A 12,670-nucleotide genomic window follows, 5' to 3' on the forward strand; every position below is an offset into this window, starting at 1 on the left:
ATCGGTAACACTTGATCAAGCATATCGAGTGAAAGCCGGCCGTCTCCCGCGCGCTGAATTTCATGCCGGATGCGGCGCTTGGTAGCGGCCGGTGCTCTGGGGTCGAATTGATGCCTCAGGCCGTTGTCTTCCAGCGATTTGCGCCGGCAACTGCAGGCATGGCGCCATTTGCCCCCGCGGGTTTCAGCGCCATGAGCGCCATTCCCGCAAAAGGCTTGCGCGAAGCGCCGTGAGGAGTGTTAAAGCAGTGGCCCCAAAATTGATGCTGCGACGGTGAGCGGTGCCCGTTGTGCGCCGAAAACCTCGCCCTATATAAGTTCGCATCATCAATTGTTCTCCTTGGGGACCGTATCCCAAGCCTCCAAATCCGGAGGCTAACGGACAAAACCGGGCGCCGGCCTAATTTGGGTCCGGACGGTCTGCCGCAACGAAGAGGAATTTCGGAGACATGGCAAAAGTCATCGGTATCGACCTCGGCACAACCAACTCGTGCGTCGCTGTCATGGATGGGGGCAAGCCCCGCGTGCTCGAGAATGCCGAAGGCGTGAATACGACGCCGTCCATCGTGGCCTTCGCGGACGATGGCGAGCGTCTTGTCGGCCTTCCGGCCAAGCGCCAGGCTGTCACCAATCCGACCAACACGTTCTTCGCGATCAAGCGCCTGATCGGCCGTCGCTACGACGATCCGATGGTCGAGAAGGACAAGAAGCTCGTTCCCTACACCATCGTGAAGGGTCCGGGCGGCGATGCCTGGGTGGAAGCCCACGGCAAGCAGTATTCGCCCCAGCAGATCTCTGCCTTCATTCTCCAGAAGATGAAGGAGACCGCGGAAGCCAAGCTCGGCGAGACCGTGACGCAGGCCGTGATCACGGTGCCTGCCTATTTCAACGACGCCCAGCGTCAGGCGACCAAGGATGCCGGCAGGATCGCCGGGCTCGAGGTGCTTCGCATCATCAACGAGCCGACGGCGGCTGCGCTTGCCTATGGCCTCGACAAGAAGACGGGAGCCAAGACGATCGCGGTCTACGATCTCGGCGGCGGTACGTTCGATATTTCGATCCTCGAGATCGGCGACGGCGTGTTCGAAGTGAAGAGCACGAACGGCGACACGTTCCTCGGCGGTGAAGACTTCGACATGAAGCTCGTCAGCTATCTCGCCGACGAGTTCAAGAAGGAGCAGGGCATCGACCTGCGCAACGATAAGCTTGCCCTGCAGCGCCTCAAGGAAGCTGCGGAGAAGGCCAAGATCGAGCTTTCCTCGTCGCAGCAGACCGAGATCAACCTGCCGTTCATCACGGCGGATGCTTCGGGTCCGAAGCATCTCACGATGAAGCTCACGCGCGCCAAGCTCGAGAGCCTCGTGGACGATCTCATCGTCAAGACGCGCGGCCCGTGTGAGCAGGCGCTCAAGGATGCCGGCCTCAAGGCTGCGGAGATCGACGAGGTCGTGCTCGTCGGCGGCATGACGCGCATGCCGAAGGTGCAGCAGGTGGTGAAGGAGCTGTTCGGCAAGGAGCCTCACAAGGGCGTCAACCCGGACGAGGTCGTGGCTGTCGGTGCGGCGATCCAGGGCGGCGTCCTCAAGGGCGAAGTCAAGGACGTGCTGTTGCTCGACGTGACGCCGCTGTCGCTCGGCATCGAGACGCTCGGTGGTGTGTTCACGCGCCTCATCGATCGCAACACCACCATCCCGACCAAGAAGAGCCAGGTGTTCTCGACGGCTGAGGATGGACAGAACGCCGTGACGATCCGCGTGAGCCAGGGCGAGCGCGAGATGGCTGCCGACAACAAGCTGCTCGGCCAGTTCGATCTCGTTGGCATTCCTCCGGCGCCGCGCGGCGTGCCGCAGGTCGAGGTCACGTTCGACATCGACGCGAACGGCATCGTGCACGTTTCGGCCAAGGACAAGGCAACCGGCAAGGAGCAGTCCATCCGGATCCAGGCTTCCGGCGGTCTCAGCGACGAAGAGATCCAGGGCATGGTGAAGGATGCCGAGGCCCATGCGGCCGAGGACAAGAAGCGGCGTGAGCTGGTCGAGGCCAAGAACCAGGCCGAGGCCCTGATCCACTCGACCGAGAAGGAGCTCACCGACAACGGCTCCAACCCGGCAGTTGCCGCGGTCAAGGCCGATGTCGAGAAGGCGGTCGAAGCCGCGAAGGAGGCTATTGCCTCCGACGACGCGGAGCGGATCAAGTCCGCCACCACGGCTCTGGCCCAGGTCGCCATGAAGATCGGCGAGGCCATCTACAGCGCCAAGGGCGGTGACGCCTCGGGCGCGGGTGAAGCCTCCGCGAAGGACAGCGCCGATGACAACGTCGTCGACGCCGACTTCGAAGAAGTGAAGGACGACAAGAAGAAGGCAGGCTAACGCCTGCTTGCGACCCCTTCTCTCCCCGTAGGGTCCGGAGCGGCGACGCTTCGGTCGGGCGGGGAGAGGCAGGGGTTTTTTGCAGGACGCAGAAGATCCCATTCTCGTCGTGTTCGAGTTGCGGCCCTCGCTGGCCGCAAATCCTTGCGCAGCCAAGCGTGGATTGTCGCTAATCCTTTGTTTTGGCGTGCCTCTTGAAGGAAAGCCGTTTCACTTTTTTCCTGGAGGCACTCGAGGCCCGTGTGGATTGGCGCTGCGTCCGGCTCGGAAGTGCTGCGGCAGGCGATGGGTGGGGCTTTCCGCGATAGTGCTTGCTTCCAGTCTTCGCCCGCCGGATAGAATGCCGCCCCATGGCCAAACGCGACTATTACGAAATTCTTGGTGTTCAGCGCACCGCGAGCGAGCAGGATCTCAAGTCCGCATTCCGTAAGCTCGCCAAGGACTGCCATCCCGACCGCAATCCCGGCGACAAGGATGCCGAGCAGCGTTTCAAGGAACTCAACGAGGCCTATGAAGCGCTCAAGGATCCGCAGAAACGCGCGGCCTATGACAAGTTCGGCCATGCCGCGTTCGACCAGAGCATGGGCCGCGGCCATCCTGGCGGCGGTTTCGGGCCGGATTTCGCTTCGTCGATGTCGGACATCTTCGACGATCTGTTCGGCGAGTTCATGGGCGGGCGGCGTGGCGGCGGCGGGCAGCGGAACCGCTCCTCGCGCGAGCGTGGCGCCGACCTGCGCTACAACATGGAAATCACGCTCGAGGAGGCATTCGCCGGCAAGGCGGCCGAAATTCGCGTGCCGACCAGCATCTCCTGCGAAACATGCTCAGGAACGGGCGCCAAGGCCGGCACCAAGCCGTCGCCGTGCCCCACCTGCGGCGGCATGGGCAAAGTGCGCGCCAGCCAGGGCTTCTTCACCATCGAGCGGACGTGTCCGACCTGTGTGGGGCGCGGCGAGGTGATCGACGATCCGTGCCCGGCCTGCTCCGGTGCGGGGCGGGTCACGCGCGAGCGTACGCTGCAGGTCAATATTCCGGCTGGCGTCGAGGACGGCACGAAGGTCCGGCTCGTCGGTGACGGTGAAGCGGGGCTCAGGGGCGGGCCGCCCGGTGATCTCTATATTTTCCTCTCGCTCAAGCCGCACTCGTTCTTCCAGCGCGACGGGGCGGACCTCTTCTGCAAGGTGCCGATCTCGATGACGACGGCGGCGCTCGGCGGGCAGATCGAGGTGCCGACACTCGAAGGCGCGGCTAGCCGGGTGAAGATTCCCGAAGGCACCGAGAGCGGCAAGCAGTTCCGGCTCAAGGGCAAGGGTATGCCGGTGCTGCGCTCGAAGGTCGTGGGCGACATGTACATCCAGGTGGACGTGGAAACGCCGAAGAACCTGACGCGACGCCAGCGCGAGCTGCTCGAAGAGTTCGAGCAGGAGAGCCACAAGGGTACAAGCCCCGAGAGCGCCGGCTTCTTTGCGCGCGTGAAAGACTTTTTCGAAGGCAAAGGCGGCTAGATTTGTTCCGTTCAAGGTGGAAACATCCGGTTCCACCTGAGGCGGGGACAGGGCAAGCTCGCTCGCCGATGGGATTTGTCGCGATCAAGGAGACCCCATGAGCCTTTCCTCCACCAAGCTCCTCTTCTTCGCCGGCAGTGCGCGGGAAGCTTCCCACAACAAGCGCCTGGCGCGGCTGGGTGCGGAGATTGCGGAGGTGAATGGCATCGCCGCGACGTTTGCCGATCTCGGGGACTACCCGCTGCCGCTCTACGATGCGGACCTGCAGGCGATCGAGGGCATTCCGGACAACGCCCGGAAGCTCGAGGCGCTCATGAAGGTTCACACGGGCATTTTCATCGCGTGCCCGGAATACAACGCCTCGATCACACCGTTGCTCAAGAACTCGCTCGACTGGGTGAGCCGCGTGCGCATCGACGGCGAGGAGCCGATGGCCGTTTTCAAGACTCGTGTTTTTGCCCTGGGATCGGCTTCCCCCGGTGGCATGGGCGGTCTTCGTGGCGTAAATACTGTGCGGACCGTTCTCGAACTCGGTCTCAACGCGCTGGTGCTGCCGGATCAGTTCGCGGTTCCGAAGGCGGCTGAGGCGTTCGAGGACAACGGTCACCTCAAGAACAAGGAAGCGCAAGAGCGGTTCAAGCAGCTCATCCAGAAACTTGCGCGCGCGGCTCATGTCCTGCACGGCTGATCGATGACCCATACCTCGCCCCAAGACCATCTCATCGTTGCTCTCGACATGCCGACCGTCGAGGAGGCGCGCCGGCTCGTGGCCGTGCTCGGCGAGAGCGTGACCTTCTACAAGGTGGGCCTCGAGCTGCTGTTTGCGGGCGGGCTCGATCTCGCGCGCGATCTGAGGCGGCAAGGCAAGCGCGTGTTTCTCGACATGAAGCTGCTCGACATCGGCAACACGGTCGAGCGGGCCGTCGCCAATGCCACCGAGCTGGATGTGACGTTTCTCACGGTCCATGGGCACGACCTCAAGACGCTGAGGGCGGCCGTGTCGGGGCGTGGCGGGAGCGGGTTGAAACTGCTTGCGGTCACCGTGCTCACCAATCTGTCGGCAGACGATCTCGCCGAGCAGGGATCGCGCTTCTCACCCGCAGATCTCGTGCTGCGCCGCGCGGAACTCGCCTATGCCGCCGGCTTTGACGGGGTGATCGCGTCGGGACAGGAGGCCGCGCGGATTCGTGCGGCGACCGGGCCGAAATTCCTCATCGTCACGCCCGGCATTCGTCTGGTCGGCAGCACGACCGACGACCAGGAGCGCGTGATGACGCCGGATCATGCCATCGCGGCCGGCGCAAACCACATCGTGGTGGGGCGGCCGATCACGCAGGCGGACGATCCGAAGGCGGCTGCCGAAATGTTTCTGCACTACATCCGAGAGGCGTTGGCCCGTTCCCCGAACGGGGCCAAGGGCATCCATTAGGCCCGCGCGCCCGACGACCATCCATCAAACGAATTCAGAAAAGAGGAACGAGCCATGGCCAAGGGATACGTGATCGCGCACGCCGTCGTGACGGATGCGGAGAAGTGGGGGCAGTACGTCGCGAAGTCGAAGGTCGCGCTCGACAAGTACGAGGGGCGGCCGATCGTGCGCGGCGGCAAGTGCCAGATCATCGAGGGCAACGGCACGCAGCGGAACGTGGTGCTCGAGTTTCCGAGCTACGAGCATGCCGTCGGCTACGCCACGAGCCCCGAGTACGCCGAGGCCAAGGCATTGCGCCAAGGTGCTGGTACAATTGATATTACTGTGGTTGAAGGCGTTTGAAGCCCAGGTTGTGCCTTGTACCGGCCAAATTCATCGTTCAGTACTTCTTTACTTTTCCGATCTTAGGGTTGGATAAAGAGGTGATGAATGGCCAAGCTTCTGTACACACTCGAGGATCATTTCGATGTGGTGGCTGTAGAGCGTAAGGGCCACCTTTCCGGTTTGCTGAGCCTTGTCCTCAGCCGCGTGTTCGCCATCGCTGGCGACGTCGTCCGGGCGAAAGTTCCTAACGGGTCCTACTAGGGCGCGATTGCGCGTCCGGGGTAGCCCGGGTTGCTTCAGGCTCCAGGCTTCGAAGCGATCACAGTCGGTTCCGTCGAACGCCGGTTCAGGGGCATCCCCTGGCCGGCGTTGGCATTTGTGGACCTTCGTTCGCCGACGGGTGATTCGCGTGAAACATCCGCTCGCGCAGGGCGCTCTCCGTCTGCGGTGTTTCTCTACCCGTGCCCGCGCTTCACGATGCCGGGGAATAGGGCGTGCGCTGGTCTTGGGAGGGGCGCTATAGTCGCGTTCATCCCTTTTCGAGACGGATCCTTCATGCCTCACATTCCGACCGCCGGGGACCGCACGCCGTGGCGGGCATCGGTGCTCACTCTCTTTCCTGAAATGTTTCCGGGACCGCTCGGCTTCTCGCTCGTGGGGCAGGCGCTGGAGGCGGGGCTCTGGTCGCTCGCGCTTCATCAGATCCGTGACTGCGGCATCGGGCGCCATCGTGCAGTGGACGATACGCCGACGGGAGGGGGCGCCGGAATGGTGATGCGGGCGGATGTGCTCGCCGCGGCCATCGACCAGGCGCGTAGCGTGGCGCCGGATCTGCCGCTGATCTACATGTCGCCGCGTGGGGCACCTTTCACACAGGCGCGTGCACGTGCGCTTTCGGAAGGGCCGGGCGTCATGCTGCTGGCCGGCCGTTTCGAAGGGATCGACGAGCGCGTGATCGAAGGGCGGGGGATCGAGGAGATCTCGATCGGCGACTATGTGCTCTCGGGCGGGGAGCTTGCGGCGATGACGCTTCTCGATGCGTGCGTGCGGCTCATCCCCGGCGTGCTGGGGGCGGCCGACAGCCTCACGCACGAGAGCTTCGAGGGCGGGCTGCTCGAATACCCTCAGTATACAAAGCCTCGCGAGTGGGAAGGGCGTGCGACGCCCGAGGTGCTGCTTTCCGGAGATCACGCGCGCATCGCGGCATGGCGGCGTGCGGAAGCCGAGCGGATCACGCGCGAGCGGCGGCCGGATCTTCTGGCGCGCAAGACGAAGACGTAGCGCACGAAGCTTTACGCGTCGATGCAGGGCGAGCCGGCCGAGGGGCGATTGCCACCTTGGGAGTATCCGTCAGCGCGCGTCTGATTTTTCGCTTGCGACAAATCGTGCGCGCGAGACTTTCTGACGTGCGGCGCGCCGAAATCCGACACGTCGCAAGCACCGCTTAACTCCTGCGCCCTAATGATTCCTACGAATGAAGGATTTTCACCGGGGGACGGGAATGAAGGGTCAGGTTTCGCTAAAGGGTCGGCTGGCGTTCAACCAGATCGACGAGAAAACCTGCGAGACGATTCGTCAGCACAAAGATTTCATCATGGCCGAGCTGCCGGCGATCCTCGACACGTTTTACGATCACGTCGGACGGTTCGAGGAAACGCTCAAGTTTTTCGGCTCGCGCGAGCGCATGAAGGCGGCGAAGGCCGCTCAGATCCGTCACTGGGCGACGATCATGGACGGCCGCTTCGATGCCGCCTACGAGACTTCGATCCGGAGGATCGGAGAAACCCATCATCGTATCGGCCTCGATCCCTGCTGGTACATCGGCGGCTACAATGCCCTCATCTCGGGGTTATTGAAGGCGATTGCCGACAAGATGGCACCGGCTGCGAAGGGACTGTTCGGCCGGACCACGGGCGGCGGCGACGCGCGGACGGATCTGCAGATCGCCATCAACCGCGTGGCGTTGCTCGACATGGACTACGCCATCAGCGTCTACATCGAGGCGGGGCGGCGTGATCTGGGTGCGCTGGCATCTTCGGTCGTCGAGATGGCTTCCACCGTCGCGAGCACGACGAACCTGCTCGAAGGCGCGGCTGACCAGCTTTCCTCCTCCGCCAGGGCCTCGACCGATCGCACCACGGCGGTCGCTGCCGCTGCCGAGGAGGCCTCCACCAACGTGCGCGCCGTGGCGGCGGCCGCGGACGAGCTCTCTGCGTCGGTGCAGGAGATCGGCCGCCAGGTCGCGACGTCCACGGAGATGGCGAGCCGCGCCGTGCAGACCGTGACGGAGACGTCCAGCAAGGTGCGCGATCTTTCCGAGGCCGCCACGCAGATCGGGGCCGTGGTGGAGTTGATCAGCAGCATCGCGCGGCAGACGAACCTGCTGGCCCTCAACGCCACCATCGAAGCGGCGCGTGCCGGAGAAGCGGGCAAGGGATTTGCGGTGGTCGCGCAGGAGGTGAAATCGCTCGCCTCACAGACCGGCAAGGCCACGGCCGAGATCGGCGCGCAGATCAGCGCAATCCAGGCCGCAACGTCACATGCGGTGTCGTCGATCAACGCCATCACCGCGGTGATTTCCGACATGAGCACGGTCACCACGACCATTGCCTCGGCCGTGGAGCAGCAGGGCGCGGCCACGAGCGAGATCGCGCGCAACGTGCAAGAGGCCGCGCAGGGCACCGTCGAGGTGGCCGCGAACACCACCGGCCTGACGGACGCGGCGTCCTCGACCAAGGCCTCGGCCGAGCAGGTCGCGGTTTCGGCCAAGGACATCGCGGCGAAGGCCGCCGAGCTTCAGGAGCTGGCGGCCGGGTTCATCGGCAGGGCGAACGCCGCCTAAGGGCGTTTGCGGGCGGTTTGCCCGGCAACGTGGAGCATGCGGGTCACATCCCGGCGCTGAAGCTTCTCCAGGCGCCGGGCTCTGCCTTCCTTTGCTTGCGCAATCCGGTCCGGACGATTTATCGAGGTGATACAACCGCGGCTCCGAGCGCCGGATGGTTGTGACACCGTCCAGGACCGGAGACCAACGCGACGATGGCTGCTGACTCGACGTCGATCAATCTCGCCCACGCCGTGGCCCTCCTCACGGCGAGCGTCGTTGCGGTTCCGCTGTTCCGCAAGCTGGGGCTCGGCTCCGTGCTCGGCTATCTGACGGCGGGCCTGATCGTGGGGCCTTTCGGTTTCGGTCTCTTCAGCGATCCCGTCGCGATCCTCCATGTGGCGGAGCTCGGGGTGGTGATGTTCCTATTCATCATCGGGCTCGAGATGCGTCCGGCGAAGCTGTGGGCCTTGAGACGCGACATCTTTGGGCTCGGGCTTGTGCAGGTGGTCACGTGCGGGGCGATGCTGTCGGCCGTCGGCATCTATCTCGGCGGTCTTTCAATGCCCGTGGCCGTGATCGGCGCCATGGGCTTCGTGCTGTCGTCTACGGCGGTGATCATGAAGATGCTCGACGAGCGCGGCGAGACCGCGACGCCGGGCGGGCAGCGCGCGGTTTCCATTCTCCTGCTCGAGGATCTCGCGATCGTGCCCTTGCTGGCGCTGGTCGCTTTTTTTGCTGCGCTCGACGGCAACAGCGCGGGCGAGACGCAGCCCGCGTGGGTCAGCATCGGTATCGGCATCGCGGCCATCCTGGCGGTGGTGGCGGCCGGGCGATGGCTGCTCAATCCGCTGTTCAATCTCGTGGCGACGCTTGGCGGGCGTGAGATCATGCTCGCTGCGTCGCTGATGGTGGTGCTGGGCGCCGCGCTCTTCATGCAATGGGGCGGGCTTTCGATGGCGATGGGCGCGTTCCTCGCGGGCGTGCTGCTCTCGGAATCGACGTTCCGCCACCAGCTCGAAGCCGACATCGATCCCTTCAAGGGCTTGCTTCTGGGCCTCTTCTTTCTCAGCGTCGGCATGTCGCTCGATCTTTCGCTCGTGCTCAACGAGTGGGCGATCATTCTTGCGGGCGTGGCCGCGTTCATGGTCGCGAAGGCGACCGGCATTTTCCTGATCGCGTTGCTGTTCGGATCGAGCTGGCGGGAGGCGGTGCTGCGCGCGGCGCTGTTCGCGCAGGGCGGCGAATTCGCTTTCGTGCTCTATTCGGCCGCGCTCAGCGCAGGCGTTTTCGACCAGCGCTCGGCCGCCGTCATGAGCGCCATCGTCATACTCTCCATGGCGCTGACGCCGCTGATCCTGCTGCTGCTCGATCGCGTCATGCCGAAGGAGGAGGTTTCGCTCGACGGCGTGGATCTGGCCGAAGGGCTCAAGAACCGCGTGCTCATCATCGGGTTCGGACGCTTCGGACAGCTCGTCAGCCAGCCGTTGCTGGCGCGCGGCGTGGACGTCTCGTTGATCGAGATCGACGTCGACATGATCCGGGCCGCCGGCAATTTCGGGTTCAAGGTCTATTACGGCGACGGGACGCGGCTCGACGTGCTGCGTGCGTCCGGCGCGGAGACGGCGGAGGCCATTCTCGTCTGCGTCGACAACCAGGAAGCCGCCGACAAGATCGTGCAGCTCGTGAAGTCCGAGTTCCCCGTCGCTAAGCTGTTCGTGCGCTCGTTCGATCGAGGTCACACGCTGCGGCTGATCGAGGCGCGGGTGGATTATCAGATCCGCGAGACGTTCGAATCCGCGCTCGCGTTCGGCAAGGCGGTGCTGGTGGGGCTCGGGTTCGATCCGGCGGAGGCGGAGGCCACGGCGCGGGACGTGCGCAAGCGCGACGACGAGCGCCTGGCTTTGCAGCTCGTTGGCGGGTTCACGGCCGGGCGCTCGCTTCTGCGCGGGAACATGACGACGCCGGAGCCGACACCGCTGACGCAGCCGAAGACCAAGGCCACGCCATTGAGCCCCACGACGGCCGAGGTGATGGACAAGGACAAGGCGCCGAAACCCTAGGGTTCTCTGCAGATCATGCCGCTCAGCGGCGGTATGCAGCGAGGAAGACGCGGACGGCCGATCCGATCACCTTGCGGATCTCGTCGTCGGAGACGGGCTCCTTGGTGACGCCGTAGAGGCGGGGACGGAAGACGGTTGCCTGCGAAAGCTCGAGGAACTGGGCCGACGCCAGTACGCTGTCGTCGATTTTCAGCGTGCCTTGGGCGACGTGGTGCTCGAGAAAGTGCGCGAAGGCTTCCACCAGCCTCATCGCGCCCGCGTTGAAGAACTCGCTGCCGACGTCAGGCATCCGCTCGGCCACGCCGATGACGACGCGGTGGGCGGCCAGCACATAGGGCTGCGAAATCCGCTGCAGCATCTCCGTGCCGAAGGCGACGAGCGTTTCCTCCAGAGGCCTCGCGGTATCCAGGATCTCGATCAGATCGGCGATGTTGCGGTCGCGCCGCTCAGCGCAAATGGCCGTGAACAGGTGCTCCTTGTCCTGGAAGTAGACGTAGAGGGTCGCTTTCGACACCTGGGCCTCACGAGCCACGTCGCTCATGCTGGCGGCATCGAACCCGAGGGTGGAAAAAACGCGCCCCGCCCCGTCCAAGATCTGCCTGCGCTTGAGAGGGTCTGTCCCCGCCGGGGGACGGCCGCCACGACGGAGGTCTGAGGGCTCTCTGCTCTCAGGTTCGTCTTTTTGCAATGATTTCAATCTGCTCATCGCCAGCCTGTGCAAAGGTGTCACGGATCGAACCAAACGGTTCAGTTCGGTATTGATATTGTCGTATTTCTGCTCTATGTCAATAGCGAACTGAACTGTTTAGTTTAGATTGAATTCTGTTTGGATCGACACCCATGTCAAACGCCAAAGCCATTCGCTTCAAGGATCCGAAGCTCGAGCCTGTCGAAACGCCCCTTCCGGGTGCGCGTCTGGCCGGTCCCTCGGCTCAGCCGCCGCAGCCCCCGAAGGGCATGGCGCAGCATGACGCCGTGTCTTCTGTGGAGGCGCGTGCGGATCGTGAGGTGTCGCCCGCCGAGTCAGATGCGACGAAGGGCGGCGCCGGGGCGGCCCAAGGCGAGGCACCGCGCTCTCGCAAGAAGCTCCTGCTTGGAGGCATTGCGGCGGTCGTGCTCGGGGCGGGTCTCTGGTTCGGCTACGACTACATCACGGTCGGGCGATTCATGGTCTCGACCGACGACGCGTATGTGGGCGCGGACATGGCTCTGATCTCGCCCAAGGTCGCGGCCAATGTGGCCGAGGTGCCGGTCGTCGAGAACCAGTCCGTCAAGGAAGGCGACGTGCTGGTGCGGCTCGACGATGGCGATTTCCAGCTCGCGGTCTCGCAGGCCGAAGCGAAGCTCGCGACACAGCAGGCCGCTATCGCGACATTCGATGCGCAGATCCGGGCGGCGGAGGCAACGCAGCAGCAGATGCGCGCGCAGCTTGATGCCGCCAACGCGACCGTGCTCAAGGCGGAAGCCGACTACGAGCGCACCAAGCCGCTTGTTGATCGCGACGTGACGTCGAAGGCGACCCTCGATGCCGCAATTGCCGCGCGCGATACGGCGCGGGCGCAGGCGAAGGCCAGCGCAGCCGCGATCGAGACGGCGGGCGCGAACATCGCGCTGCTCAAGTCTCAGCAGAAGCAGGCCGAGCAGGTCGCCAAGGAATTGGATGTCGAGGTTGCCCGCGCAAAGCGCGATCTCTCGTTCACCGTGATCCGCGCCCCGTTCAACGGCGTGGTCGGCAACAAGAGCGTTCAGGTGGGCGACTACGTCACGCCCGGCAAGCGGCTGGCTGCGGTTGTGCCGCTCGACAAGGTCTACGTCGATGCGAACCTGAAGGAAACGCAGCTTCGCGGCGTCAAGGCCGGCGATGCCGCGCACATCAGTGTGGATGCGCTGGGCGGCGAGGTGGTCGACGGCACCGTGGAAAGCATCGCGCCGGCCTCGGGCTCGCAGTTCTCGCTGCTGCCGCCCGAGAATGCGACGGGCAACTTCACCAAGATCGTGCAGCGCGTTCCGGTGCGGATCGCGGTGCGGGCGCCGGATGCGCTGGGCAAACTGCGGCCCGGCCTCTCGGTGGTCGTCAGCATCGACACCCGCGCAGCGCACAAGTCGGACGGACAGCAAACCGCCAGCCACATCGAGTAAGCCCTCGCCGGTTCGAGCGCA

Annotated in this window: 11 protein-coding genes; 10 read left to right on the top strand and 1 reads right to left on the bottom strand. The window is 64.4% G+C overall.

Annotation, left to right across the window (positions count from 1 at the left end; genetic code table 11):
* Positions 1-448 precede the first annotated feature (448 nt).
* From dnaK to F812_RS0101270, 9 genes are all read left to right on the top strand, one after another.
* Entirely contained in the window at positions 449-2,368 is a 1,920-nt protein-coding gene (dnaK, locus tag F812_RS0101230) for a molecular chaperone DnaK (protein ID WP_020084132.1), read from the top strand.
* A 350-nt stretch (positions 2,369-2,718) separates the two neighbouring features.
* On the top strand, positions 2,719-3,873 hold the full coding sequence (gene dnaJ / locus F812_RS0101235) for a molecular chaperone DnaJ (protein ID WP_020084133.1): 1,155 nt from the start codon (positions 2,719-2,721) through the stop codon (positions 3,871-3,873).
* Between the two features lie 97 nt (positions 3,874-3,970).
* A complete protein-coding gene (locus F812_RS0101240) occupies positions 3,971-4,561 on the top strand; it encodes an NADPH-dependent FMN reductase (protein WP_020084134.1) in 591 nt (196 codons plus the stop codon).
* Between the two features lie 3 nt (positions 4,562-4,564).
* The gene (gene pyrF, locus F812_RS22110) at positions 4,565-5,302 is read left to right on the top strand and encodes an orotidine-5'-phosphate decarboxylase (RefSeq protein WP_020084135.1); all 738 of its coding nucleotides are present in this window, start codon (positions 4,565-4,567) and stop codon (positions 5,300-5,302) included.
* A 54-nt stretch (positions 5,303-5,356) separates the two neighbouring features.
* The gene (locus F812_RS0101250) at positions 5,357-5,644 is read left to right on the top strand and encodes a DUF1330 domain-containing protein (protein ID WP_020084136.1); all 288 of its coding nucleotides are present in this window, start codon (positions 5,357-5,359) and stop codon (positions 5,642-5,644) included.
* A gap of 87 nt (positions 5,645-5,731) precedes the next feature.
* Complete coding sequence (locus F812_RS26295; protein ID WP_020084137.1) at positions 5,732-5,887, top strand: hypothetical protein; 156 nt, start codon at positions 5,732-5,734, stop codon at positions 5,885-5,887.
* A gap of 294 nt (positions 5,888-6,181) precedes the next feature.
* Positions 6,182-6,907: a tRNA (guanosine(37)-N1)-methyltransferase TrmD gene (trmD, locus tag F812_RS0101260; RefSeq protein ID WP_020084138.1), complete on the top strand. Its 726-nt coding sequence runs from the start codon at positions 6,182-6,184 to the stop codon at positions 6,905-6,907.
* Between the two features lie 220 nt (positions 6,908-7,127).
* Positions 7,128-8,468 (top strand): globin-coupled sensor protein, encoded by a 1,341-nt coding sequence (locus F812_RS0101265; protein ID WP_020084139.1) that lies wholly within the window; start codon positions 7,128-7,130, stop codon positions 8,466-8,468.
* A 194-nt stretch (positions 8,469-8,662) separates the two neighbouring features.
* The gene (locus F812_RS0101270; protein ID WP_020084140.1) at positions 8,663-10,510 is read left to right on the top strand and encodes a monovalent cation:proton antiporter-2 (CPA2) family protein; all 1,848 of its coding nucleotides are present in this window, start codon (positions 8,663-8,665) and stop codon (positions 10,508-10,510) included.
* 22 nt (positions 10,511-10,532) lie between these two features.
* Here F812_RS0101270 and F812_RS0101275 read toward each other — a convergent pair whose 3' ends face one another.
* Entirely contained in the window at positions 10,533-11,051 is a 519-nt protein-coding gene (locus F812_RS0101275; RefSeq protein WP_245257599.1) for a TetR/AcrR family transcriptional regulator, read from the bottom strand.
* 299 nt (positions 11,052-11,350) lie between these two features.
* Between F812_RS0101275 and F812_RS0101280 the strand changes: the two genes are divergently transcribed.
* Positions 11,351-12,649, top strand: a complete 1,299-nt coding sequence (locus F812_RS0101280; protein ID WP_020084142.1) for an HlyD family secretion protein — start codon at positions 11,351-11,353, stop codon at positions 12,647-12,649.
* Positions 12,650-12,670 lie beyond the last annotated feature (21 nt).

The sequence above is a fragment of the Hyphomicrobium zavarzinii ATCC 27496 genome (genome assembly GCF_000383415.1).
GTDB lineage: Bacteria > Pseudomonadota > Alphaproteobacteria > Rhizobiales > Hyphomicrobiaceae > Hyphomicrobium_C > Hyphomicrobium_C zavarzinii.